Annotated in this window: 28 protein-coding genes; 17 read left to right on the top strand and 11 right to left on the bottom strand. The window is 54.4% G+C overall.

What is annotated here, in order from left to right:
* Positions 1-149: 149 nt before the first annotated feature.
* Both QY332_07580 and QY332_07575 read left to right on the top strand, forming a co-directional pair.
* A complete protein-coding gene (locus QY332_07580; protein WKZ37793.1) occupies positions 150-1193 on the top strand; it encodes a hypothetical protein in 1044 nt (347 codons plus the stop codon).
* 1 nt (position 1194) lies between these two features.
* The gene (locus tag QY332_07575) at positions 1195-1701 is read left to right on the top strand and encodes a CopD family protein (protein WKZ37792.1); all 507 of its coding nucleotides are present in this window, start codon (positions 1195-1197) and stop codon (positions 1699-1701) included.
* Between the two features lie 50 nt (positions 1702-1751).
* On the opposite strand, the gene rimO is transcribed toward QY332_07575, so the two are convergent.
* From rimO to rplI, 3 genes are read right to left on the bottom strand one after another with little or no spacing between them, the layout of a single operon-like run.
* Positions 1752-3104: a 30S ribosomal protein S12 methylthiotransferase RimO gene (rimO, locus tag QY332_07570; protein WKZ37791.1), complete on the bottom strand. Its 1353-nt coding sequence runs from the start codon at positions 3102-3104 to the stop codon at positions 1752-1754.
* Between the two features lie 26 nt (positions 3105-3130).
* On the bottom strand, positions 3131-4711 hold the full coding sequence (locus QY332_07565) for a DUF4115 domain-containing protein (protein ID WKZ37790.1): 1581 nt from the start codon (positions 4709-4711) through the stop codon (positions 3131-3133).
* Positions 4712-4770: 59 nt separating this feature from the next.
* Positions 4771-5349 carry a 50S ribosomal protein L9 gene (gene rplI / locus QY332_07560; protein WKZ37789.1) on the bottom strand — a complete coding sequence of 193 codons (579 nt, stop codon included), beginning with the start codon at positions 5347-5349 and terminating at the stop codon, positions 4771-4773.
* Positions 5350-5487: 138 nt separating this feature from the next.
* On the opposite strand from rplI, the gene QY332_07555 reads away from it, so the two are divergent.
* From QY332_07555 to lysA, 3 genes are read left to right on the top strand one after another with little or no spacing between them, the layout of a single operon-like run.
* Positions 5488-5862 (top strand): hypothetical protein, encoded by a 375-nt coding sequence (locus QY332_07555; protein ID WKZ37788.1) that lies wholly within the window; start codon positions 5488-5490, stop codon positions 5860-5862.
* 36 nt (positions 5863-5898) lie between these two features.
* Positions 5899-6423 (top strand): GGDEF domain-containing protein, encoded by a 525-nt coding sequence (locus tag QY332_07550; protein ID WKZ37787.1) that lies wholly within the window; start codon positions 5899-5901, stop codon positions 6421-6423.
* Entirely contained in the window at positions 6410-7708 is a 1299-nt protein-coding gene (gene lysA, locus QY332_07545) for a diaminopimelate decarboxylase (protein WKZ37786.1), read from the top strand. The genes QY332_07550 and lysA overlap by 14 nt, the downstream gene beginning before the upstream one ends.
* 5 nt (positions 7709-7713) lie before the next feature.
* On the opposite strand, the gene QY332_07540 is transcribed toward lysA, so the two are convergent.
* The 8 genes from QY332_07540 to QY332_07505 all read right to left on the bottom strand — a co-directional run bounded on the left by QY332_07540 (position 7714) and on the right by QY332_07505 (position 14381).
* A complete protein-coding gene (locus QY332_07540; protein ID WKZ37785.1) occupies positions 7714-8079 on the bottom strand; it encodes a hypothetical protein in 366 nt (121 codons plus the stop codon).
* On the bottom strand, positions 8076-8315 hold the full coding sequence (locus QY332_07535; GenBank protein WKZ37784.1) for a DUF1858 domain-containing protein: 240 nt from the start codon (positions 8313-8315) through the stop codon (positions 8076-8078). The genes QY332_07540 and QY332_07535 overlap by 4 nt, the downstream gene beginning before the upstream one ends.
* Positions 8316-8372: 57 nt before the next feature.
* Complete coding sequence (locus QY332_07530) at positions 8373-9551, bottom strand: hypothetical protein (protein ID WKZ37783.1); 1179 nt, start codon at positions 9549-9551, stop codon at positions 8373-8375.
* A complete protein-coding gene (locus QY332_07525; GenBank protein WKZ37782.1) occupies positions 9551-9862 on the bottom strand; it encodes a cupin domain-containing protein in 312 nt (103 codons plus the stop codon). The genes QY332_07530 and QY332_07525 overlap by 1 nt, the downstream gene beginning before the upstream one ends.
* Positions 9863-10035: 173 nt before the next feature.
* Complete coding sequence (locus tag QY332_07520) at positions 10036-12063, bottom strand: cytochrome D1 domain-containing protein (protein WKZ37781.1); 2028 nt, start codon at positions 12061-12063, stop codon at positions 10036-10038.
* A gap of 158 nt (positions 12064-12221) precedes the next feature.
* Entirely contained in the window at positions 12222-12905 is a 684-nt protein-coding gene (locus QY332_07515; protein WKZ37780.1) for a Crp/Fnr family transcriptional regulator, read from the bottom strand.
* Between the two features lie 81 nt (positions 12906-12986).
* Positions 12987-13664, bottom strand: a complete 678-nt coding sequence (locus QY332_07510) for a Crp/Fnr family transcriptional regulator (GenBank protein WKZ37779.1) — start codon at positions 13662-13664, stop codon at positions 12987-12989.
* A gap of 45 nt (positions 13665-13709) precedes the next feature.
* The gene (locus QY332_07505; GenBank protein WKZ37778.1) at positions 13710-14381 is read right to left on the bottom strand and encodes a Crp/Fnr family transcriptional regulator; all 672 of its coding nucleotides are present in this window, start codon (positions 14379-14381) and stop codon (positions 13710-13712) included.
* Between the two features lie 144 nt (positions 14382-14525).
* Here QY332_07505 and QY332_07500 point away from each other — a divergent pair, with 144 nt between their 5' ends.
* The 12 genes from QY332_07500 (at position 14526) to QY332_07445 (ending at position 25840) form a co-directional block, all read left to right on the top strand.
* On the top strand, positions 14526-15398 hold the full coding sequence (locus tag QY332_07500; GenBank protein ID WKZ37777.1) for a hypothetical protein: 873 nt from the start codon (positions 14526-14528) through the stop codon (positions 15396-15398).
* A 160-nt stretch (positions 15399-15558) separates the two neighbouring features.
* Positions 15559-17088: a hypothetical protein gene (locus tag QY332_07495; GenBank protein ID WKZ37776.1), complete on the top strand. Its 1530-nt coding sequence runs from the start codon at positions 15559-15561 to the stop codon at positions 17086-17088.
* A 146-nt stretch (positions 17089-17234) separates the two neighbouring features.
* The gene (locus tag QY332_07490) at positions 17235-18080 is read left to right on the top strand and encodes a hypothetical protein (protein WKZ37775.1); all 846 of its coding nucleotides are present in this window, start codon (positions 17235-17237) and stop codon (positions 18078-18080) included.
* Between the two features lie 58 nt (positions 18081-18138).
* Positions 18139-18300, top strand: a complete 162-nt coding sequence (locus QY332_07485) for a hypothetical protein (protein WKZ37774.1) — start codon at positions 18139-18141, stop codon at positions 18298-18300.
* Positions 18297-19148, top strand: a complete 852-nt coding sequence (locus tag QY332_07480; protein ID WKZ37773.1) for a 4Fe-4S binding protein — start codon at positions 18297-18299, stop codon at positions 19146-19148. The genes QY332_07485 and QY332_07480 overlap by 4 nt, the downstream gene beginning before the upstream one ends.
* The gene (locus tag QY332_07475; GenBank protein ID WKZ37772.1) at positions 19145-19954 is read left to right on the top strand and encodes a hypothetical protein; all 810 of its coding nucleotides are present in this window, start codon (positions 19145-19147) and stop codon (positions 19952-19954) included. The genes QY332_07480 and QY332_07475 overlap by 4 nt, the downstream gene beginning before the upstream one ends.
* A gap of 32 nt (positions 19955-19986) precedes the next feature.
* Positions 19987-20778 (top strand): hypothetical protein, encoded by a 792-nt coding sequence (locus tag QY332_07470; GenBank protein WKZ37771.1) that lies wholly within the window; start codon positions 19987-19989, stop codon positions 20776-20778.
* A gap of 187 nt (positions 20779-20965) precedes the next feature.
* Positions 20966-21571, top strand: coding sequence for a hypothetical protein (locus QY332_07465; protein ID WKZ37770.1), 606 nt, complete (start codon positions 20966-20968; stop codon positions 21569-21571).
* Positions 21572-21692: 121 nt separating this feature from the next.
* Complete coding sequence (locus QY332_07460) at positions 21693-23228, top strand: hypothetical protein (protein WKZ37769.1); 1536 nt, start codon at positions 21693-21695, stop codon at positions 23226-23228.
* Positions 23225-24250, top strand: coding sequence for an SUMF1/EgtB/PvdO family nonheme iron enzyme (locus QY332_07455; GenBank protein WKZ37768.1), 1026 nt, complete (start codon positions 23225-23227; stop codon positions 24248-24250). Before QY332_07460 ends, QY332_07455 begins: the two co-directional genes overlap by 4 nt.
* Before the next feature lie 79 nt (positions 24251-24329).
* Positions 24330-25235, top strand: coding sequence for a heme o synthase (gene cyoE, locus QY332_07450; protein WKZ37767.1), 906 nt, complete (start codon positions 24330-24332; stop codon positions 25233-25235).
* Complete coding sequence (locus QY332_07445) at positions 25232-25840, top strand: hypothetical protein (protein WKZ37766.1); 609 nt, start codon at positions 25232-25234, stop codon at positions 25838-25840. Before cyoE ends, QY332_07445 begins: the two co-directional genes overlap by 4 nt.
* The last annotated feature ends 37 nt before the right edge of the window (positions 25841-25877 follow it).

The raw sequence follows: 25877 nt of genomic DNA, 5'->3' as shown, positions 1-25877 counted from the left end.
CTTTTCTTTCTTCGTGAACTTCGTGTCCTTCGTGGAAGATCATCTTCTTTCCGATGATGTCTACTATACAGCGAGATCCCAAAGGTCTGTTTGCTAAAACAAAAATAAGAAATTTTTCCGGGTATTCAAAGGGAAGTATAATCATTCTCATGTCTGAACACACTGAATCTACACAACCGAATCAACCCTTCAAGGAAGACGACACCCAACCGATCAAGCCGGTCAGGAAAACGGCGCCCTGGCGTTCCATATTAACCGGCATTTTAGGATTTCTTCTGCTGATCGGGCTGGGCGCATTTGGCGGATATTCGTCCGGTATTGGCGCCCGCACCGCCGCGGAAAAAAGCATTATTACAAAACAAGTCTCCGAACAATTTTCGTTCGCGCTGGTGGATATTGAATTCGGGCGCTATGAAGCCGCAAGGCAGCGCCTCGAATTCATCATTTCGAAAGATCCCGGCTTCCCCGGCGCAGCGGAAAAATTGACCGAGGTGTTAATTCTGAGTTCTGTGCCCACCCCGATGCCGACTCCCACACTCACCCCCACCCCCGATTTCAGCGGGGCGGATGAAGCATTTCAACGTGCCCAGCAGCTCGTCCGTGCACAGGACTGGGCTGGCGCGTTGCAGGCGCTGGATACCATCCGCAAACTCGACCCCGGTTTCAAAACCGCGCAGGTGGATGGCATGTATTATTTCGCCCTGCGCAATCAGGGATATGACCTGATCACCAAGCAAGGCAACCTCGAAGGCGGTATTTACCACCTGACGCTTGCCGAGCGGTTTGGTCCGTTGGATAACACTTCCAATGGATTACGGGAAGGCGCACGCATCTATATCACCGGCGCAAGTTTCTGGGATCTGGATTGGCAGCAGGCAGTGTTTTACTTCTCACAAGTCGGCGCAGGCTGGCCTTCCCTGTGGGACGGAACCATGACCGCCTCGCAGCGCTTATACACTGCATACATGCGCCTTGGCGATGAACTCTACCTAAAGGGGGATTACTGCGGCGCGTATGAACAGTATCAAAACGCCACCGCAATCGGTGCTCTGGAGGCAGCCTCGGCCAGCAATGCAAATGAAGCCCAGCTGATTTGCTATCCGGCCACCGTAACACCGGAGATCATCATCCCCACGGAAACACCCACGTCGGAAGTGCCCACCGAGCCTCCAACAGAAACGCCGACACCCTAGCATGGCCGCACCTTCAACATGGATCCTGGCCGTCATCTTCTGGCTGCACATGCTGGCAACCGTTACGTGGATCGGAAGTCTCGCCGCGATCAACATCCTCGTCCTGCCCGCTTCGCAACGGACCTTGAAGCTGGCTGACCAATTGGGCTTTATCTCCGCCCTGCAAAAGCGGCTGGAGCCGCTCGCCTGGTTCTGCATGGGCATCCTGCTGGTGACGGGGCTCTTCCAGCTCAGCACCAGTCCGCATTATGACGGCTTTCTCTCGCTCAGCACACAATGGTCTTTGGCAATCCTCGTCAAGCATGGGCTGGCCGTCGTCATGGTTGTGGTCAGCGCGATCCAAACCTGGGAGGTGCTGCCCGCCATACAGCGTACTTTGCTTAAAAAAGAGAAGGCGGATGAGAATGAACTGGCCAGATTGCAGCAAAAGGAGCTGCTCATCCTGCGGGTCAATCTACTGCTCTCTGCGTTAATCCTCGGAGCGACTGCTCTGGCAAGGGTATCGTAATCTATCATAATACAAGAAGCCCCGGCCTTTATGGCCGGGGCTTCTTGTATTTATATTTTTATCAGTGTTGGTTGTTCCGCCAGGACGCCCGTCAGGTCATAGGCCATGGCCCCGGTGATCCTCACAGGGGCGATCTCCCCAACTGTAGCGTTTCCTTCAATGACGACCATGCCGTCAATTTCAGGGGCATCGCGGTAGGAACGACCAATGGATATGCCGTTGTCGAAACCCTCCACCAATACATCCAACGTTTTACCCACATACGATTGATTCACCTGAAGCGAAATGCTCTGCTGGAGTTCCATCAGGCGTTCGTACCGTTCCTGTTTAACGGAAGCGGGTATCGGGTCGCCCAAAGGCGCGGAGGTTGTCCCGGGCTCGAAGGAAAACTGGAAGGCTCCCACGCGGTCAAAGCGGATCTCCTTCACAAAATCATACAGAGCCTGGAATTCCTCATCCGTTTCACCGGGATAACCAACAATAAACGTCGTACGCATGGACAGGTCATTCACGGTCGCGCGCATTTTTCCCAGCGTTTTGTATACCCAATCCATATTGGACGGACGCTTCATGCGGTACAAAGTTTTCGGGTGCGCGTGCTGGAGCGGCATATCCAGGTAGGGCAAAACCTGCTCCCGCGTTGCCATTACTTCGATGAGTTTATCCGTGATGTAGCCCGGATAGGCATACATGATGCGGATCCAATCCACATCGGGAACGGCATCCGTCAATTGTTCGAGCAGGAGTGCGAGTCCGTCCTTCATGCCCAGGTCGTGGCCGTAATCTGTTGTATCCTGTGCGATCAATACAAGTTCGCGCACGCCCGCATCACGCAACGTCCGCGCTTCATGAATGATCGCCTCAACAGGACGGGAAACCGCCGTGCCTTTGATAAGCGGAATCGCACAAAACGCGCAGGGACGGCGGCAGCCATCCGCCACTTTGATGTAGGCACTTGCGCCGGCCACACTGACGCGCAACGCATCATATTCATCCGTGCCAACGGTCGCCGTTTCAGGCAAATGATAGATCGGCTCAGGGTGTGTCCCTTTGCGTACTTCCTTCACCACCTGCACAATATCCATCCAGCGGCGCGTGCCAAGAATACCGTCGATACCGTGGACTTTTTGCGCCACTTCCACACCGTAGCGCTGGGTCAGACAGCCTGCCGCAATCAGCACCTGCCCGCTGCGTTTGGATTTGGCAAGCTCATCCAGCACGCGATAGGATTCAGCCTTGGCGGGACCAATAAAACCGCAGGTGTTGACGATCAACACGGCCGCTTGCGACGGGTCATCCATCGAACGATAGCCGTCGCGCAAAAGCAATTGCGCCATTGAATCCGAATCGACCGTATTTTTCGCACAGCCCAATGACACTAAATGAAAGGTGTTTTTTGACATGTTGTTTTCCTGACTATAAATAAAACCTATCCGCCATCCGGTGGTGTGACCGTCGGGGTGACTGTGGGGGTCAAGGAGGGTGTGACCAGCGGCGTATTTGTTTCAGTCGGCGGGATGGTTGCGGTCGGCGTCGCAACGCCGGAGACCAGATACACCCGGTTGACCACCTCGCCTACGCCGCCCATCAACCCCAGATCGCGTCCATTATATGTGATTCGCAGGGCCGCCGCATTACCGGTCAACACCACCACCTGGTCATCGGCTTCGAAGACCTTTGTCTCACGCGGGGACATGCGCCCTTCAAAGGCCACCTGGCCATCCACCGAGATTCTCACAAAAGTACGTTCCACCGCGAAAATGCTTACCACCACATTGGCATTGGCGCCCGGTGCCGGTGCATCCTGCGTGGACAATATCTCTCCGCCGAGAGGGGTAGCCCCGACTGTCACAATGGTCAATTCCAGCGTGGGAGTCGCTGGGCCATCGCCAATCACATCCAAAATCGAGGGTGCGGTGGCTTGAACAGCGTTATTGCGTTCATCCTGCAAAAAGAGCACACGCCCCACCCCCCAGATCGCAAGCACTGCAAGAATAACGATCATCATCATGCCGAAGATCAAATCCCCCGCAATAAAAGTCCGCAGGAAGGGCATGGAGGTGATCACTTCGGTTTGAATCTTGTCGCGCGGCGTTTCCCCATATTTCTCGTGCCGCCTTGCCTGCAATGCATCCGCAAAACGCAAAAGAAGGGTTTCAGTATCCAGGTCTAGGAAGGTGGAATAATTTGCAAGCATCCCGCGTGTTTGCACAGGCGACGGCAAGGTGTCGAACGAGCCTGCCTCCAACGCCTTCACGAACACCGCACGCATACGCGTATGGCGTTCCACTTCTTCCACGGTCAGGCTGAGCATCTCGCGCCGCACACGCAGCTTTGCGCCGATCTCTGCAAAGATTACGTTCGCAGGCAGGGAAGGGGTTTCTTTTATTATTTGCGGTGCAGCCTCAGGTTCGTTTTCCTCCTCGATCTCAGGAGTTGTTTCTGATTCTGTTTTCCTGATGCTGAATTGGAAAAGGGATTTTACCTTTGAGATCAGACCCGGCTTCGCTTCTTTCTTAACCTCAGCCTGCTCCTGCTCGACCGGCAGTGCCTCATCTTCACCTTTTATCTCGATCACTTCTGCTTGCGGAGGAAGTCCCTCCTCATGCACAGGTTCAGGGGATGCTGTTTCGGTGGATGGTTCTGCTTTCGGACGGCGGCCAAGCCAGGCCAGGAAAGGATGCGCTGGCTTCTCATCCCGCGAATCGGTTAATGGCGGGATTTCCATCTCGACAAGATTGACCTCCGACAAAGGTCCGCTCACCTCGGAAGGCACGGGCGCATTACGCTGGATCTCCGCAATGATCTCATCAATATCCAGCCCGAGATAATCCGCATAATTGCGCAAAAAACCGCGTCCCTGCGCGGCGGAAGGCATGACGGAAAAATCATCCGCTTCCAGGGCCTGCAAAAAGACGGTGCGGATGCGCGTGGCTTCAGACGCTTTTTCAAGCGTAAGATATCTTGTTGCGCGTGCCTGTTTCAGGCGTTGCCCGATCGATTCTGGCATGGATGTATTTTACTGCCTAGTACGCACATCACCGACTTGCGCCGGTGATGTGTCTTTTTTTATTCGGCTGTGGCAACTGCTTCTTCAGTTGCCGGTTCTTCAATTACGGGTTCTTCTTTGGGCTTGCTGGAACCTTTGTGAGGTTTTTCAGCTTTCTCCTCCACAGCTTGTTCCATTGCACTCTCGACGCTTTCACCTTCGCGGTGGACGATAATCTTGATCTCTGGGACAAGATCCATGGTCAGTCGGATGTGCGCGGTGAACTCGCCGAGCGAGCGGATGGGTTGAATATCCACCTGCTGGCGCTTTACTTCAAAGCGCACCTGTTCAGTAAGTGCGGTGGCAATGTCCTGAGTGGTGATGGATCCGTAGAGTTTACCGGTATCGCCCGCTTTGGCCGGGAAGATCAGCGTGACTTCCTGGATCTGGTCGGCAATTCCCTTGAGTTCGTTGTTCTGGGCACTGCGGCGGACCTCAGCCTGCGCCTTGATCCTCTCCACCTGTTTCATTGCGCCCACGGTGGCGAGCACGGCAAATCCCTGCGGGATGAGGAAGTTGCGCCCGTAGCCGTCAGCTACTTTCTTGATATCTCCGGCGCGTCCCAATTTGTAGACATCTTTAACAAGCAATACTTTCATTTTCTTTAATCCCTTTCTGGCAGTGGAATGTCAGGACGAAGGGTACAACGCCCTGCTTATGCAGGATTTTATCCTGCGGGGCAGGATTGTACCATAAAAGGGTTTGCAATTGCGGGAAAATACGATTAAGATAAAGCCATGCCTCAAATTTCCTTTAACTTTCGGCGAGCGGCAGTTTTTGCCGGTATTTTCATTTTGATCCTGTTTGTTATCGAGTTCAATGCGCGTCTTGAGGAATTAAACCTTTTAAATGACCAGCGCGATCAGGTTCGCGTCCTTGCCACCCAGGCAATGCAGACCCAAATGGCACTGCAAACGCGGGTTGCCTATGCCGAGTCGGATGCGGCGGTTGAGGAATGGGCACGCACCGAGGGACATTATCTGCAGGATGGCGACCAGCCTGTCATTCCCGTGGGACAGCCGGGCAGTGTGCCTGTGATCGCCAGCACCCCCATCCCGGCCCCCACGTCCATGCAAAATTGGGAAGTTTGGTGGGATTTATTCTTTCAGTGATTAATCATAGATCGAGTGCAGGTGAAAGTATTGGCCATGACCGATGCCGTCCGCACGCTCTCCAGCCGCCACGCCTTTGAGGAAACTCTGACCGCAGAAGTGGAACGAGCCAGACGGCTTGGGTATCTGCTCTCGCTTATCATCTTCGACCTGGATTTTTTCAAGGAGTACAACGACCAATGGGGGCACCCCGCAAGAGATGTTCATCTCAAGTCAACGGCGGATCTGATTCGCAGCAATCTGCACAAATACGATATGGCCGCAAGATACGGCGGTGACGAGTTTGTGATCATCCCTCCAAACACAAATCAGCAAAGCGCCTTGGCTTTTGCAAGGTGTTTGCACCATGCGGCCCAGGCGAGCGCTCCTGAACCACCCATTGAAGGCAAAGGCATCTCTGGCTTCACGCTCAGCATGGGGATTGCCATGTTCCCCCAGGATGGCAAGATGCCTGCGGGTCTCCTGCTTGCGGCCGACCAAGCTGAACTCATGGCAAAGCGGCTCGGCAAAAACCAGATCTTTCCTGCAGGCGACCTCGATAAAAAAAATGAACAGGCTTGACCTCTTCCCCGTTTTAACGGAGATCAAAAATGACATCCTAACAATTGCAGGGCTTGATCTTGTAAAATTGGCCGGGGAATATGGCACGCCCTTATATGTCTATGACAAGGCGACAATGGATAATGCGGCAACAGGATATAAAACTGCGCTCGCTTCCCACTACCCCGCGCCTGCTTCTGTCACCTATGCAGGCAAGGCATTCCTCTGCACTGCCATCGCGCAATGGACACAGACACATGATCTGCATGTTGATTGCACCGGCGAAGGCGAGATTGCCATTGCCGGTGCCGGGGGTGTGCCGCGTGAAAATATTCTGGTTCATGGAGTAAATAAATCCGACAAAGACCTGCAATCCGCATTTCAACATGCGGGCACGCTCGTGGTCGATAATCCAACCGAACTCAAACGCCTGTCGGAACTATTCACTCTTCACTCATCCCCTTTCCCTGATCTTTGGCTGCGACTCCTGCCCGGGGTGGCAGTCTCTACGCACCACGCGCACACGCAGACCGGCCATCAGGAAAGCAAATTCGGCATGATACTACAAGAAATTCTTGAAGCGGCTAGTTTTTGCAGGGAACACAATTTGCCATTGAAAGGAATCCACTTCCATCAAGGCTCGAACTTCCGCGACCCGGAGCCGCTCATCCCTGCGATTGACATGGCGCTTGATCTCGCAAAGGAAATCGGATTCAATGAAGAGTGGCATTTCTGCCCCGGAGGCGGATGGGGGGTGGCGTATCACGAAGGTGAATTACCACATCCATCCATTGATAGTTATGTGCGCGGAATTGCAGAAACCGTTATCGAAGGCTGTCAATCACGCGGGCTTGACCTCCCCCGCCTGCATTTGGAGCCGGGACGCAGTCTCGTAGCGCGAGCGGGAGTGGCCATCTATCGCGTGGGAGTGGTCAAACGGCGTGAAAATAAAACTTGGATACTGATTGATGGCGGCATGGCGGATAATCCACGCCATGCCATGTACGAGGCGAGATACTCCTGTTTGCCGGTATCAGGCGTGAGTGGAGAAAGAAGCGAGAGCGTATCCATCGCGGGACCATATTGCGAGTCGGGCGATGTGATCATCGAAGACCTGCCCATGCCAACCATCAAAGATGGCGATTTGATCGCCATTCCAATGAGCGGGGCGTATCATTTGAGCATGTCATCCAATTACAACGGCGCATGCAAACCCGCGGTTTTGATGCTGGATGATGATCGGGCAGACCTAATCCAACGCAGGGAAACGGTGGAAGAGCTGTTAAGGCGGGATGTTGATATGTAACAACTTCAGCTTCGCGAATGAAAATACATTAGCAGAAGAATGATGAGCCAGATAATGATGCGAATTGTCATCGCCACGATGCTGTCAATTGCCACCACGTCGCGGTGGGTGGTTTGCAGGATGAGCATGACCAGCGCATGGACGCCAAACGTGGCGACAGCGAGAGGCATGGCAAGCCTGTGCCCGCTCCAGATGAGAACGGCGGTGACGAAAACAGTCAGGATGCCGACCGTATAGTTATAGACAGGCAGCCAGTTGATCACATAGTAATCAGGAAGGTTGCCGAGCAAAACCTGTCCGCCCGCGAAAACTGCCATTGCGCCGATGATGAACGCGAGAACGGCCGCGATCTTGTTGAGATTTGTTTTCATGTTACTGCCTTTTTCTGATCCTGCTTCCTGCCGATGGCGCGATCAAGAATGTCGAGAAATTCGTTCAAGGGTACACGATGAATTCGTGCTGCCCATTCGACCGTGACCGCCTTCGCCGCCAGCATGCGCAGGGAATATCGTCCCACGCGCTTGATTCCAAAAACTTCCATCACGTCCGCAATGTCGCCATACTCTTCAAGGATGGCGGACACGCGCGTGTCCTTTGTAATCTTCATTTTTTTCGCCTCTTTATAAGAGGGTCACGTGTAAGAACGCAACCCTCTTATCTTTATCTACGCCATCTCGTGTTTATGCAAACCATCTCGCGTAATCTGGAAAAGTTCCTTGACGGGCTGAAGTAACGACAGCGCGTAAAGCACGAAGCCGATGCCATACAACACGCCTCGGATCGGGACGAGGAAGATGCTCACCCATACGAAGATGCTCCCCGCTGTGACAGCCGCAATGCTCATCCATGAGCCGCCGAGTTGCGGATTCTCTTCCTTGAGGAAGTATTTGCGCGCAATGTAGGGGACGAGGGCAATGCCAAATTGCAGCACCCAGCCATAAATCAAGGCTTGAGGCGCTATCGATTCGACGGGACCGCCTTTGATGAATCCAAGCAGGATCAGGGGCGCGACCAGCACGGGAGCGAGGATCCAGAGATACGAAGCAAGCAGATGCCAGCCACCCGCACTGTCCAGACGTCCGCTTGCTTTGAGTGCGCGTCCCAACAGGACGACCAGCCAGATCGTTGCAGCAAGATGCAGGATCAAACCTGATACGGTGGGAGGCAAACTACCGCCCAGCCACGGACCGATCACCAGACCGAGTGCGCCGAGTGACATGCCCCAGAAGATGAACGAAACTTCTTTCACGCTGCCAAGCGGACGACCCGTGACCATTGGAATGAAGTCCACGAGCAGACCCGCAAAGACGAGTGACATGAACCCCCACGAGTTGGCATGGATGTGAACTTCAAGCGGCACTTGAATGTAAAGCGCTTCACTCCAGTTCAGCCACAAGCCTGTGCCGACGATGATGCCAACAAGCAGGTAGAAGATACCTGTAATGTAAAACTTGAGGCTGGCAGGCGCGTCACCGCCGCGCACGTTCCATAGTTGAAAGAGCAACAGGGTTGCCGCGACGAAGACCAGTGTGCCGCCCGTGAAGATCAACGGATGATTGACACTGGCGAAACCTGCAATGAGTGCCACGAAGCCGCCATTGAGTGTCAGCCAAATATCCCAGCGCATGGCAGGGCGCGGCTTTTTGGAAAGCGAAGCGACCAGCAAAGGCAGTAACCCAAATACAACCTGTGAGATCAGCCCGAGGGTGATGAAATGCACGCGCACCCAACGCAGAGCGGGAAATGCGCTAATCAGGTTCAGGCTGACGAATGAGGCGTCCGCTGCCATGAACAGCGCAACGAATGTGAAGAGCAGGGTAGTGATCAAATATGGAATAGGCATTATTTTTCTCCTTTGGATCCTAAAAAGACAACGCGCGTTTTCGCGTTCATGCCGCGTTTCGCGCCGCTCGGCACAATGATCGTCACACCAGGTTTGATGGCGAAACTTTCGTCATCGACGGTCATCAAGCCTTCCCCTTCGAGAAAGTGATACATTGCCGCCTCACCAAGGTGAAGGGGAATTTGTCCGCCTGCTTCCAAGCCGACGACCAGTGCCTTGAACTGTGGTGTGTCGACCAGAAATTGCGGCTTGGGACCCTCTGCCGAAAAGACGGCTCTTGATTTTGTGTCAGCGAAATAGATGTCTGGCATATCGCTCCTTTCTGATATGCGCTTACTTTACTCCTTCCCCCCGCTTCCCACCCCGACTTTAGTCGGGTTTTTCAGCCCAATCCTTGATCTCCCCGAAGCATCCCCCGCTTCACCTTTCAGAAAAACAACATGACCTGTCAGCAACTGACAGGTCATGTTGTGATTGCCACGATTTAGTACACTTCATGAACGGTGTTATAGACGTTGAATTTACCTGTGGGCGTGATCAAGTCCTTGATACGGGCGATCTCCTCCAGGGTCTCATCGTTGTAGATGACGATCTCGCCGGTTTTGCCAGGTTGGTCGGCGCTGCCCCAAATACTGACCCAGACCTCGGTGCCATCCTGGTTGTACTCAAAATGGACGGCGCGACCATAGTCGGCGGCTTCCCAACATTTGTAGGTCTTGGTCGGATCTTCCTTGGCAACAACACAGATCGTGCGCTGGAGAACTTCATCGGAGTTGAGGACCAGATCCACCCAGATCCATTTGCTGTTCGGGTGCGTCTTGATGAAGAGACTGCCTGCGCCGGGAAGTTCGAGATTGCGGACGACCTTCCATGCGCTGTCGGGATGTCCATCAGGGTCAGTGCCAATGGCGATGAAGGAGGCGGAACCAAGGTGGGATGTGCTCCAAACGGGACCGAATTCAGGATCGATCCAGTTTGCACCGCGTCCGGGATGAGGAATTTCAGGCGTATCCACCATTGCTTCAAGATCGCCTTCGAGCGCGTCAACTACAACAATTTTGTTGGATTGATTCGCCGCAACCATGAAATACCGTTTTGTGGATTCCCATCCGCCATCATGCAGGTAGAGTGCGGAGCCAACCATTTTGATTATGGGATTCATCGGATCCTGGTAGTTGACCAGCCAGACCTGCCCGGTTTCCTTGACGTTGACGATCCACTCGGGTTTGTATTCAGAGGCAACAATCGCCGCCACGCGCGGGTCGCCGACATAGGTGTTGGTATCCACGGTATAACCGCGCACACTGACCACCTTGAACGGTTCGAGGGTTTCCCCATCCATGATGGTGAAGTGGGATGGCCAGTAACAGCCGACAATCGCATATTTATCGGTAAAGTCTCCCAGTTCGCCGTTATATTTGCTGACTTCCACCGAGCGGGCATCGTAGCAGGTTTGCACTTCAGCCACTTTTTCGGGGGTTTCCATCCACAAGTCGACGAGAGCAAGTTTGCCATCGCGCCCGATCACGTAGACATAACGCCCTGTTGCAGACATGCGTGAAATGTGAACAGCATAGCCAGTATCGACTTTGGCCACGATTTCATAGGTATCGCCGTCAATGATGGCAACCTGCCCCGCATCACGCAGAGTGACAGAGAAGTAATTTTCCCAGTTGCGCATGGTTTGTGGTTCGGTGGGGCGGTCTTCCGGGGCAACGAACACCTGCCATGTGGCTTTCATCTGCTCAAGAGACATTTCAGGGGGAGTGGGCGGCTCATTCTGCAGGTACTTTGCCATGATCTCGGTTTGTTCCTGCGTAAAGAAACCCTGCCTGCCCCAATCGGGCATGCCTTTAAGGGTGCCGTTGTAAATGATCGAGGCGAGGGCAGTGGTTCCTTTTGGCAGAGTCAGGTCAGGGGTCAGAGAAGGGCCCGTGGCGCCTTTACGCATCGTTCCATGACAGCCGGCACAGCGATCAAAAAAAGTCTGTTTTGCCCATGCAAAATCCTCGTCACTGAGATCAACATCAGCAGTGCTAACCATTACCTCTGCATCTGTCATCAAGGTTTCGCCGCCGGGCAGGGAGGCGAGATATCCAACGATCATGCTAATTTCTTCTCCGTTCAAAACATCTTTCAGATTGGCGGGCATCAGGCCGGATTGACAGATTCCTGTTGGGCAGTTATTCGTCACGAAGGCGTCTGGCTGCAGAACCGCCTCGACAATATACTCAAATGTGGTGCCTGCCTTGCCAGTGTAGTTTTCAGCAGCGAGATGTACTGCGGCGGTTTCTGACATGGTTGACAGATCAGGACCGATCACGCCAACCGCGCCGGGGATGCCAGGGATGGCATGACAGGCGCCGCATCCGCCTTTTGCAAACGCATCCGCCACTGCCTGTGGTTTTAATTCCACAGGTTCAAAAGGTTCCAATTCTTCGGCGGGGGCACATGCCCATACAACCAAGATCAACCCTAGAAAAACTAGGGCATACTTTAGTTCGGATTTCATCTATTTCTCCTGAAAATGTGACTAATGACACAAATGTAAGTGAGAAACAGAACAATGTCTGTGACTTAAATCACTTGACCTTGCTTTATTGAGAATTAGTTAGCCATCCTTTCCCCGCTTCTTTCTCCGACTATTGTAGGTTTTTTCAAACTCGAACCTTATTCTCCCCTCAGCATTGCCCGCTCTGCCAACCCAGCGCGATCTAGAATTCGGATGTGTTGTTTGTCCATTTCGACCAACCCTGCCTTTGTCAACTCGCGGACGACTCGGCTTAACACATCGGGGACCGTGCCAAGGTGCGACGCCATTTCCGTTTGATTTGTCCAGCGGCGGCGTTCGATCACATCCCCTTCGGCTGAATCCAGCAGAAGTTTGGCAAAGCGCGCTTCCACGGTTTTCAACGACAAGTCCGCCGCGAGTGTGACCAGTTCGATGATCTTATCTGCCATGTTGCCAATGATCTGCAATGCTGTCTGCGGATATTTAAGCACGACCTCTTCCAATGCATGGCGTGGGATAAGCCAGATTCCAGACTCTTCCAATGCCACTGCCGTCGCGGGATTGGGTCGTTTTGCCAGCACACCGACCTCGTTGAAAATCTCACCCGTATCCAAAAAACGCAAAACCTGCTCACGTCCATCCAGTGAAGTTTTCAATACTTTCAATGAACCGTACTGCAGGTAATATAAGTTGGCTTCCGTATCCCCCTCCCAAAACACTACAGCATTGGGTGAAAACACCTTCCACACAGCGGATTTTGACAGAGTCGCGAGGGTTTCGCGATCCAGTCCGTGCAGGAATTCGAAGTCTTTTAATCGATTGAGGAGAATGTCAGTTTGCATGGTTTATGCTTTTAGGGAGCACGGCAAGTGATCTTGCCGGCAGTGCCAACGCTGGATGCATCACATCAACCTGTCGCTGGGTTAGCCGCGTTCGACCAAACGCGCCAGTCCTTTACGATCGGTCAACACAAATTCGGTCCGCGTGACTTCGATAAGCTTTTTATCCGAAAAACCGTAGAGCGCACGACAGACCATCTCGCGGGTTGTGCCAATGTGTGCCGCCATTTCGTCGAGCGTCAAGTGGCGTGAGATGGCGGCATCGCCTGCAGTCCCAAAGTTTTCGAGCAATAGCCGCGCCAGCCTGCTTGCCACCGGCTGGAATGCCAGTCCTTCCAAAATCTCGCTGGCACGTTGCATCCGTTCCGCCATCAGGCGGCTGAGTTCCCAGGAAGCTTTTCCATTGCGAAGCAGGAGGGGTAGGATGTCCTTTCGCGACCACAGGTAGAGCGAGCTATCCTCGCGCGCGTCCAGCGTGACAGGCATGGGAGCATCATCGTGGAAGAACGCCAGCCCCCAAAAAAGTTCGCCAACCTCGAAGGATGCCACGCGCAGGACACGTCCCTCTCCGGATTCCTTTATCGCTTCGATCTCCCCGTTCTTGACCAGAAAAAGATAGGGCCATGCGTCCCCATAGAGGATGACTTTCTCACCCTTTAGATAGGAACGGGTGGATGCCAAGCCCGCCGCTTCCCGCAGGTCGGCGGGGGAGAACGAAGCAAAAACAGGATTCTTGGAAAGAAGGTCGGGAAGGTCTTTCATCGGTGAGCCTCCTATTTGCAGGGATTTCCGGTTCGGTGGAGAAGTTTACTCAACACCGACCAAACGTTCCAACGCATCCCTGTCCTGCAAGGTGATGCTGGCGCGTGTCACATGGAGCATCCCGTCCCGCTGTAATTGATAGAGGGTGCGGCAGACGACTTCAGGAGAGGAGGCCACCATGGCTGCGATCTGATCGAGGGTCAGGTCGCGCTGCGCCGAGGTTTCCGAAGCAGGCACATGTTCCAATAGTAATTTTGCCAGCCGGTTTGTTACCGGGTGGAAAGCAAGATCAAAGATCGTTTCGCGCCGCTTGCGGATCAATTTTATCTTTCGACCCAGCAAGGCGCGGATGGCATCGGGGTTGTCGAACAGGATTTGAAGAACATCCTCGCCATTCCATTGATAAATGACGCTTTCCTGAACTGCCTCCAAGGTGGATGGCATGGGTTCAGAGTCGAAAAGCGTATGCGCCCAAAACTCCTCCTGCTCACCCCAGGTGGAAACCACATAACTGCGTCCGTCCGGCGCATGGATGACAGACCTTAACTTGCCGGAAGCAATGAACAACACATTCCTCCAATCGTCCCCCTGCCAGAAAAGCACTTCATCGCGCTCCAGAACCCGCCGAACAGCAAGCGAAGCCAGGTATGTCCTTTGACTTTCTGTGAATTTCCCCAAGACCTCGGCGTTTTCCAATAACGTGATCAATGGGGGCATGGTTCTCATTCCTTTCGAAATATAGGTCACTGTGTCACAATTTATTGACAAAAGTCAAGGCGGGAAGGAAGAAAGATGGATACCATAGGCACATATTATCATACCCTGAAGGATGTTCAGGGCAATCACAATAACGGAGGACAAATGTTACTTTCCACATCCCGCCAGGTACGACTTGCAGTCGTCACCCTTGTAGTGATCGCCGCAATTCTTATGATCGTGGTCATCCCCTTCATCGGGTTCGACATGGTCAATCCAATTGTCCAAGCCCAACAGGCACGCATCGAGAAGTTCACCGCGGAGGGCAACCCGCAGGCGCCCCTGCTGGCTTACACTGTCTGGCTGGTCAGTTTCTTTTTCCCATTCTGGAGCACAATGTCGCTCATCGCAGGCATCGCCCTGCTGGTGATCGCGCTTCCACTGTTTCGCGGCGAAAGGTGGACGCGCGGCCTGGCATTGCTATGTCTGGCAGTACCGGCCATCGGCGGCGCATATATGATCGTGCCATGGATGAACTTTGTCGGCAGTGCACAAGGCGGATTTCCTCCCGCAGTCTTCATCATGACCGTTGGCTTGATCCCGTACTTCGCCATTCTCCTCGCTGAAAAAGTGGACCTGACTCAAAAGGCCGTGGACTTCCTCGTTTTCCTTATGCTGGGCGTCACAGCCGCAGAAAACTTCGCCAACGGCCACGCCGCCTTCCGCATCCTGTACGGACACCCCGCCCGCCCCCTGTTTGCCGAGGGAATCGCCATCACCTTCTTCGGCTGGCTGGGTCTCTGGGTCGGAATGGGGCTGTGCATCGCCGCCATCTACCTGCTAGGCGAAAAGAAAATGTCAGGATGGTACACGGGCTTGATTGGCGGACTAGTAACCCTGGTCGCCAGTGGGGCCACCCATTACGTCCGTCATGCCACGATTGATTATCTCTTGGGAGCTTTGTTTGGACTCAGTATCGTCGTCATGCTGCTCATCCCGCTTTTCAAACAACGCCTGTTGACAGAATATTCGGGCTAGACGCATTCTCCTTTGCAATCCGGGTCCAGTACATGCAAACTGGTCCCGGATTTGCTTTAAGGCAAAGAGGTTGTCATCTATTTGTGATAATGTTCACATATAAATTGACGCGGAATTTCCGTCGCCACACAAATCATTCTCAATACAAAGGAGCGAAGAAATGAAGAAACTGCATTTTGTATTTGCGGCGTTGATCACAGCAGCATTGATATTATCCGCCTGCGCGCCCGCCGTGACCAGCCAGCCGCCGCCCGCCACTGAGGCTCCGGCTTCTGTGGAACCGACCGAAGTCCAAGAAGAGGCGCCACCCGCCGAGGAGCAGGCTGGTTTGTGGACACAGGACTACATCACGCAGATCCCGCCCATCTGGATGATCGATCCGTATTTCCAGATCTTTGGGCAGTCACAGGTGGCAGTCCCTTACACGTATGAGAACGCGGTTAAACTGGCGGGACATTCCTGCGGCGCAACCGCGGGCGCCTGGACGATAGCCCGCAAGGCGCTCGAAGTGCTGTATCCCGATGGGGAAATCCCCGTGCGCGGACAGATCGCGGTCGAAGCTCCCGGCGCTGAGGACGAATGGTTCGTCGGCGTGTTTGGTGAGGTGATCACCTTCATGACCGGCGCATCTCCCAAGACGGGTTTCATCGGCGCGGAGTTCGGGCAGACCAACGATTTATTCGTCCGCCAGAACAAAATGGTCTACAGGGACGAACCCTCCGGAACGCCTCCCCCACAGATGGAATGGATCTTCACCCGTCTGGATACCGGCACGAAAGTGGGCGTTAACTTCAATCTTGCAGTCATTACCCCGGTGGCAACACCCGAACGCCAGGAAATGGGGAAGAAAATGGCGGCTGGCACAGCCACTCCTGAAGAGGCGGCTGATTACCATGAATATTGGAACGACAGGGCGAAATTCGTCTTCGAAAATGCCGATACCCTGGATGGTTTCTTCAATGTCAAAGTCTACCAGGAGCCCACTGCCGCCCCCGACGCGAGCATCGAAAAGTCTGCACCCGCGTCGGTCGAGGGCTTTGCCTGGGATCAGGCGTACATCACCGAAGTGCCGCCGATCATGATGACTGAACCGTATTTCGACATCTTTGGTCAGACCGCGGGACCCGTTCCCTACTATTACGAGGAAGCCGTCAAGTTAGCCGGACATTCCTGCGGCGCGACCACGGGTGCCTGGACGATCACCCGCAAAGCGCTTGAAGTGCTGTATCCCAATGGGGAAATCCCCGTGCGCGGTCAGATCGCGGTCGAAGCCCCTGGGGCTGAGGATGAATGGTTCGTCGGGGTGTTTGGCGAGATCATCACCTTTGTCACCGGTGCTTCCCCTCACACCGGCTTCATTGGCTCCGAGTTTGGGCAGGTAAACAATCTATTTGTGCGCCAGAACAAAATGGTCTATGCCGAGGAGCCAACCGGACAACTCCCACCGATGCGGGAATGGATCTTTACACGGCTGGATACCGGCGCGAAAGTGGGTGTAAAGTTCAACCTTGTGATCATCCTGCCCATCCCGACCCCTGCGCGCATGGAAATGGGGAAGAAGATGGCGGCTGGCACAGCCACTCCTGAAGAGGCCGCTGATTATCAGGCATACTGGAACGACAGGGCGAAATTCGTTCTGGATAAAGCCGATATGGACGGGTTCTTCACCGTGACAGTTTACGAGGACTAACAAGCGAAAGAATCAAAACACAGGACAGGCAACTCGTATGAGTTGCCTGTCCATCATTATTCTGCGTTTGCCTTAAGGCAAAGAAACCCGATTATTGTTGTGATACATTTCACATATAAACCAAAACATTCTATATGGAGGATGCCATGGAAGACACTTCTCAAAACAAACGCCTGATCCTTGCCGTACTGGCTGTCGTGGTCGGCTTGTTCATGGTCGCTGCCGCGCCTTTCCTGATCCAAACCTCATTGGAGCGGGTCATTGCGGCATTGCAGGTGGTTTCAGCGGAAAAACCCGCCTATGCCAGCGGGATTCTGATCTTTTCCTACGCTTTTCCGCTATACCGGGGATTGATCTTCATCGGCGGGATTGCCCTGCTCTGGCTGGCCGGTCCGATCTATCGCGGGGAGGAGTGGTCGTTTCCAGCCGGATTGCTGGCGTCGGCTTTCCCATCCGCAGGCGGGATGTTCATGATGATGCCCTATGTTTCCTTTGTGGACGGGTTTCCCCTTCCAACAGCGGTCTCGATCGTAGGGCTGATCTTCTTCTGGACGTTCATCCTGTTGCGCAACGTGGATAAATGGTTGAAATGGGGTCAATTCCTGGCACTGACCTTTGCAGGGATGCTGACCACACATGCATTCATCGTCGGGACCGGCAATCTGCGCACGCTGTTGACACGTCCCGGAAAGCCCATGTATGACGGACTGGGGACCTGGGTGCTGGCATGGTCACAACCCATTCAGTGGATCTGCGTGATATTACTGTTCGTTGCCATCTACCAAATCGCCGCCCGCAAATTCTCCGGCTGGTGGCTGGCTTTAATCTCGGTGACCTCCCTTGTGGCAATTGACGTTCCGATGCAGATCATCCGCCTCACCATGACGGAGTCCACAGCCTGGGATTACACCTACGGCTTGCCAGTCATCATCGGGTTGTTATTTGTCCTGCTCTTCCCGAAATTCAAGCAGGCTTTGACCGCCGAGGAGTAACTCGGCGCATTCTCCTAACGCCCTCGCCCCTAAAAAATAGGGGCGAGGGTCAAACCCAATGAAAATTCACCCACGCTATTACCCCGCCATCATCATCACCGCGTATGTAATTTTCCTGTTGATCGGCATCCTGCTTGGCTTCGGACCCGAACGCGGCGGCGATGGTCACGGAAGAAGCGCACTGATGCAACTTATCCTGACACTGGAGACTTTGGCATGAACGCCGCCACTCCTGAAAAGCCCTTCTCGCTCGCCAAATGCCGCCGAACGATTCAATGGATGGTGGTCATTGGCACGCTGGTCATTGGACTGCGACATATCATGCCCGGCGAAGCCTCACGCGGCGGCTCGTTCGATTCGTTCTGCGCCTTTGGCGGGATCGAAACCATCCTGCCTTATCTCTTCAGCGGGCACACGCTCAAATCCACCAATCTGCTCAACTTCTCGGTCCTGCTCGGCACATTGGGAGTCTCCCTCGCAGCAGGACGTGCCTTCTGCGGCTGGCTGTGCGGACTGGGCGCAATCCAGGATTTCGTGGCAGGGTGGACACGGAAACTCTTCGGCGAAAAGCAGCACATCCGCGGCAGGCAGAACAAGGCCAATTTGTCCCTGCGCCTGCCCGCCATTGTAGATCGTCCGCTGCGCTATTCAAAATATCTGGCGTTGTTGGTGATTTTGATGGCCAGTCTCTACATGGCATTCCCGCCCCTGCGCGATTTCTGCCCCGTGCGTGCCGTGTTCGGCCTCCACATGACCGCGTTGCTGTGGATTACGCTTGCAGTCTTTTTGGCAGGCTCGGTTTTTGTGGAACGCTTCTGGTGCAAATATCTCTGTCCGCTCGGCGCGGCGTTGGCAATTTTCAACAAAATCTCGCCCATGCGCCTCGTCATGGACAATCATCACTGCAACAACTGCGGACGCTGTGACATCGAGTGTTCGATGGACATCGCCGACGTGCCGCATCAACTCGACCATCCCGAATGTGTGCGCTGCATGGAATGTCTCAACACCTGCGCGCGGGATGGCTCGCTCACTCTTCAGATAGGATACAAGGAGAACCAAATTTGAAAAACAATTACAAACTCGGAGCTGCGCTGGCGGCGCTTGGCGTCGTGGCAGGGATTCTATGCCTGTATTTCCTCGCTGCAACTTATAACACGGTCATTCACACCCATTTCGACGCTGGGGAATGGGAGGAGAGCAATACCGTGCGGGTGGTTTACGCGGTGCTGGGCTGGCTGGGAACGGCGGCTGGCGCGCTTTCAGCCTCGGTTCTATGGGGCTTTCTAAAGAAGCAGGATTGGGCATGGTTCTGGGGCGCCATAGCCGCGACCATTCTCCTGCTCGCCGGGTTCTTTCCGATGATTCCTGCCGCTGACAGCGGCTTGCCCGTCCCCACGCTCTGGGTATTTCTTCTGGCCGCGGTCATGTGGTTTGGGATGCTCATCATCGGCGGTGTGGACAAAAAGATCATAGGATTAACGTTTACAGCCGGGCTGGCGTATGTATTGACCTTCATTGACGGCGTAGCCCCGATTTCCAAATTTCAGAGCACCTTCCAGTCGGCAGAGACATTTGCCCAAAATCCAAATACTTTTTGGAATGGAATGTACATCCTATCGCAACAGGTTAATTGGTGGGGCGCGGCCGCCTGGGCGGTCTTCATCTTTGCGGCGTTCAAACAGAAATCATGGTCGATTCCGGTGGGCATCTTTGCCGCCGTCATGTCCATGATCGGCGGATATCCGATGGGCATCCATAATGTAGCGGAGGTCCAGCGCTTCTCGATGTTCCTCCCGGCGCCGATCTTAAGCACAATCTTGTTGATTGTGCTGTTGCTTCCCGGAACTCAAAAATTATTGGGAGGCAAATAATCCTATATTTAAATCAAGCAAGGAGGTTTGCGATGAAAGGCAACAATAAATTAGGCGCAATACTGGCTGTGGTCGGCATTCTGACCGGCTTGCTCGTGCTGTTTCTGATGGCGAGCATCTACCAGGTCAATATAGATGGAAAACTGGCTGGAGAACGTCCCGACGAAGCCATTACGGTGCAAATCGTATTTGCCATACTCGGCTGGCTGGGAGTCGCGGCTGGCGCATTGTGGGTGATGGTACTGTACGGTTTCCTGAACAAGGCGGGCTGGGCATGGTTCTGGGGTACAGTGGCGGCGACCATCCAAATCCTGGCGGGCTTCTTCCCCATCATCCCGCCGTCCAGCATCGGTTTGCCCGCACCGACCATGTGGGTGTTCATCATCGCGTTCGCGCTGTGGTTTGGGATGCTGTTGATCGGCGGCGTGAGCGGCAAAATCATCACGCTGGCATTTTTCAGCGGACTGGCGTACGTGCTGACCTTCATTGACGGCGTTGGCGCCATCTCCCGCCACCAGACCGAAGCCAAGGGTTTCATCAGTTCGATGTATGCCATGTCGCAGATGGTCAACTGGTGGGGTGCGGCGGCTTGGGCGGTATTCATCTTCGCACTGGTGAAGGGAAAATCCTGGGCGTTGCCGTTGGGCATCTTTGCAACTGCCATGTCCATGTTTGGCGGCTTCCCCGTCGGCGTGACGGATGTGATCGTCAAGGGACGTTTCTCCATGTTCCTGGTTGCGCCGGTCATGAGCACTGGATTACTCGTTTATCTTCTGCTTCCGTCCACGCGAAAAATGATCGAAGCGTTGAATGCCGGCGCGTAGAAAAAAACCTGTGCATGGCTGGCAGGCTAAACGCCGGGCGTGAAGCGGTTGTGTTTGTCGAATCAAGAAAAGGGACATTGTGAAACAAACATGTGATATATGTCACAGAAACTGTGTATTATTTGTGCCATAATTCACTAAAGGTAACCGCGTGGAGTTGCCACCTGTAAATAACAAGGAGAATATCATGTTCACGCTCGACAATCTGTTCCTTTTGCTGACCGGCTTGATCGCCGCGTACCTGTGCTGGTATTTTTGGCAAAGGTACAACCTGCACAAAGCGCTGCACAATCTGTATTATCTGATGGGTTTTGCAGTGCTTTTGGTTTCGGGGCTGTTGCTCATCTTCCTCGGCCTGGGGATCCTGGCTTCGCCTTACGTATTGACTGTCGCCAGCCTGATCCCGCTCGGCATTTCGATGGGACTGGCAGAGGAGTACTTCCCGAAGTGGAAGAAAGCCTTTAAATGGTTTGCGGCGGTCGGCTTCCTGGCAATTGCCGTGACCAGCATCGGCGGCATGGACGCGTTGAAGAAGATCGCTGTGCCACTCTTTCATGGCGTGGCGGGACTTGTGATCTTTTTGGGTCCGTTCTATGCCAAGGGGGCACCAAACGGTTTTTGGTGGGTCGGCATTGGCGGCTTGTTGATCGGCTTGGGCGGGATTGCACTGGCGTTCATTTCGATGGGCGCGCAATTGCTGTTCTTCAGCCCGGGTTTTGTGATGATGATCCTCACCCCCCTGCTCTTCCTGATGACAGGCGCGTTCGCAACTGGTTTCGCGAAAAAAGGGTAAATTTCCCTGCCCCTTCCGGGACAGGGGCAGGGAACAATGATTTGTCTTTTGTCAAAGACGTTTAGGCTGATTTGTGATATTTTTCTCACAGGTCTGTAACTTCCACCCAGGAGGAACTTTCATGCAATTTGTCAGAAACCGGTTGGATTATCTTTTCCGCTCCACACGCGGATTGACGCTGGTCGCCATAGCAGTGGTCTCCCTCATCACCGCCATCTTTGGCACGCTTTCGGGTCCGATGGTCGAATGGGGCATCCGCGACGTTGTTGTGAGGGTATTGAAAATGGAACTGGTGCAGGCGGCGCGCGAGGGGCGCATCATCATGCTGTATCACACCATCGCCATGACCATCGTCGCCATTGAGGTCTATTTCATGACCGAGATACTCCCGATGAAACGCTACGAGCAGGTCATCATCAACGGCACGATGACCGTCGGTTACCTGACAGCGGTGGTTTTCGGCTTGCTGTTCGCCTACTGGGGACACAACTTCATTTATCACGGCTTGTTCCTGTTGGGGCAGTCTCTGGTCTTCTTTGCAGGCATCCTGCTCTCGGCAGCGCTCTTTCCCTGGCGGAAGGAATACCGTCTGCCTGCAGACTCTCCCTACGCCCAGACCAAAAGCGGGCTTGATTTGGAGCGAACCGCCTTCTTTGTAATGGCAGTCTCCACCCTGCTGTCCGCCTCCTTCGGTGCGGTAACTGGTTCCTACTGGGGAAACGGACATGAGACCTTCCTGGCGGAAGACCTGATCCGCAACCCATTCAAGACGTTCCTGCAAAAAGCCATCATCGGTCACCTGCATATCATGCTGACCCTGGTTGCAGTTGCCATCACACTGATAGTTGGTCGCTGGTTGAAATTCAAAGGAATCCTACATCGCATCGCCATGCCACTGATGATTTTCGGCACCATCATCATCACCTTTGGCGCGCTCTCGGTCGTTTGGGTCGAGTGGGCACACACCACCATTTACGTCGGTTCGGTTGGTGTGATGCTGGCAGCGTTGATGTTTGTCATCTATTCGTGGGACATGCTCATCAAAGAAGGCACAGCGGACATCGTCAGGCCAACAGGCTGGCAAAAGTTCAAAGCCCTCTTGCGCGACCCGATCAAGTTTGGACCGGGCTGGCAGATGGTCTTCATGAACTTCACCGTCAGCGGGGTGGGGATCTTCATGGCGGTCAAACTGACCGAGATCTTCCGCGTTTGGCCCCATCGGGAGGAACGCATCATCCTGACGGGACACTGGCACATCCTCGCCAGCCTGATCGCCACCATCATCCTGTTCTACTTCGCCGATCTTTCGGGACTGAAAGGCAAAGCCCGCAAATGGTTCGGCTGGACGGTCATCATCATGTCCAACATCGCCTTCGCCTCTGTGACGGTCTTCTCGATGAAGCGTTTGTTCGTCACCGAAGCCGAACAGCAGAACGTCGTCAACTGGACGATGCTGTTGACCGACATCGGTCTGGGGTTGGTGCTGGTCGTGCTGGCGGTCTTCATGCTCTGGCGTTTATACGACCTGCTTCAGGCAAAAGGTTGGTGGAGGCAGGAATACAACGCGGAAAGAAAGTCATCCGCCCAGGCTGAAATCGAGGAGCAAAAACGAAAATTGAAGGAACTTGAAGAAACCCTCAAGGAGGTGGAGAAATGAAGCGCATCATCATGTCGCTGCGAGCAGTTCTCGCGAAGCAGCCCCCTTCTTCAAACGGGAGGTTGCTTCGGGCTATCGCCCTCGCAACGACATTAATTCTGATCGCCTCCTGCGCCCCCGCGCCAAGCATTGGTGCCATCACGCCTCCCTACGTGGGCACGGGAATTGATCCCGAATCCTGGGCATTGATCCCCGCTGGGGCTTTCCCCTACGGACAGCACGACCACATCACGGACGTGGATTACGATTACGAGATGATGGTCACGACCGTCACCAATGAGCAATACGCCCGATTCCTGAACGAAGCATTGGCGGCAGGTGTGATCCGCGTGGGCGAGGTGGAGGTTGAGACTGGCGAGCAGGTTTGGGTCGAGGTCGGAGCGCATGGTTTTTATCCGGGCGATCCCTACGACGGATACAAGCACGAAGAGCAGATCAAGCCCGGCGACAAACTCTTCTTCCCCAACGAAGCGGATGGGGTCCGCGTCACGTTCGATGGTCAGACCTTCCACGCCATCCATGAATACAGCAACCATCCCGCCACAATGGTGACATGGTTCGGCGCGAACGCCTATTGCGAAGTTTACGGGTGGCGCCTGCCGAGCGAGATCGAATGGGAGAAAGCCGCGCGCGGCACGGAACTGGTGGATGGGCGCGGACTGCCCTTCCCCTGGGGCACGCACATCGAACGCAACAACGCCAACTATTATTCATCGTTCGACCTGTTCGTGAAGATGTTCGGCAAACTGGGTAACACCACGCCTGTCGGTTTTTATAACGGCAACACGTACACCCTTGAAGACGGCAGTTACACCACGCTGGATTCCGCCAGCCCTTACGGACTGTACGACATGGCGGGCAACGTCTGGCAGTGGACGGGCGATGACTATCCCAAACAACACTACCGTCACATGCGCGGCGGCAGTTTCTACTCGTACGAAGTTGACCTGCGCGTGTGGAAGTTCAACAGCGCGGGACCCCAGCATTACAGTCCGCAGGTCGGGTTCCGCTGTGCGCGTTAATTGTGCCTGGATTCGATATTCGGTTAAAATGACTGCCTGTACCGGTATCGAATCGCGAGGATCAAATTAGGAGTATCCCATGTCCAACGCCGCTCAGTCGAAAATCGCGAGGTCCCCGAAAGGGGGAAACCTGAAATCCAAAATCAGAGCCTACTGGTCGCTGACCAAACCGTTGCAATCAGGTTTGCTGCTGTCCACAGGGTTGGCGGGTTACATGAGCGCGCGTTGTCCTGTCTTCAACATCGGCATGATCCTTGGGTTGGCTGGGAGCCTCTTTCTCGCAATTGCAGGCAGCACCGTCCTCAACATGTGGTGGGACCGCGACATCGACGCCAAAATGGGGCGCACGCAGAAACGTCCCACCTCATCGGGTCTGCTCACAGATAACGAAGTCCTGCGCGTGGGATTGATCCTTTCGGTTATCGGTGTCGGCTGGGCGGCTGCGATGGATGCGTTGTACGGTCTCATCGTCTTTGCTGGCTTGTTCTTCGACGTGGTCGTGTATAGCATGTGGCTCAAACGCCGCACCGCGTGGAGCATCGTCTGGGGCGGCATTTCGGGCGCGATGCCCATTCTCGCGGGGCGCGCGCTCGGTCTCGGCGCAGTGGACTGGGTCGGTCTCACGCTCGCGCTTGGCGTCCTGTTCTGGATACCCACCCACACGCTGACCTTCAGTATGAAATTCGCAAAAGACTACGCCGACGCCTGTGTGCCGACCTTCCCCTCCACGTATGGCCTGACCGCCACCCGCGCCACTATTGCCATTTCATCCCTGCTGGCGGCGGCGGCGATGGTCGTCGCAGGCTACGGCATTGGCATGGCATGGGGTTTCCTGCGCCTGCTCGGCGTACTTTCCGCCGGCCTGCTCATCCTTGCCATTGTGATGACCCTCCGCCCCTCCGAGCGTGTCAACTTCGGTTTGTTCAAATACGCATCCATCTACATGCTCGCCGCGATGATTTTGGTTGTGCTTGAGGCCATGTGACGAAACTATCCCCTTCCGATCGGATTCTGCTCCTGCTCACGGGCATCCTTGCCGCGTACCAGGTCTCAGTCGGCATAGACGGTTTCGATACCCTGCCCATCATCGCCTACACCATCGGCTTTGGCGTTTTACTGATCGCAGGATTATTGATTTTCATCCTCGGATTCGAGGTGCTGGACTCACCCATCGTGGTCATCGTCTCGACGATCATTCCGCTTGCCCTCTCGCTGGGATTGATCTGGCAGCACCTCGCCTCGCTTCGGACCCCGTACCTGCTCTTCACCATCATCGGTTTCCTCGCCGTGACATTGACCCGCTCGATTCCCATGCAAAACAAATTCCCTGTCTTCGTGCTGGCGGTTACGCACGGCATCGCAGGTTTGACCATTTTCCTGCTTCCCATCATCCTGTCCATTCAGGGAAATGCTCCGCCGCTGTTTTCGCTTGTCGGTATCGGCGGCGCGCTGATCGGCGTCGGCGGCTTGCTGTTATCGTTCCTGAAAACAGGCAAACCGATCCTGTCGAGAGAAACGATTTTGAGATTGTTTCCGACCCTGTTACTGCTGACAACCGCATTCTTTGTGGCAGGTTTCAAATTTGGATGACATACAGGTCACGCATGAAGCGTGACCTGTTTTTTTC

This window comes from Anaerolineales bacterium, from assembly GCA_030583885.1.
Classification (GTDB): domain Bacteria; phylum Chloroflexota; class Anaerolineae; order Anaerolineales; family Villigracilaceae; genus Villigracilis.
This window is presented reverse-complemented; position numbering and strand designations above follow the sequence as displayed.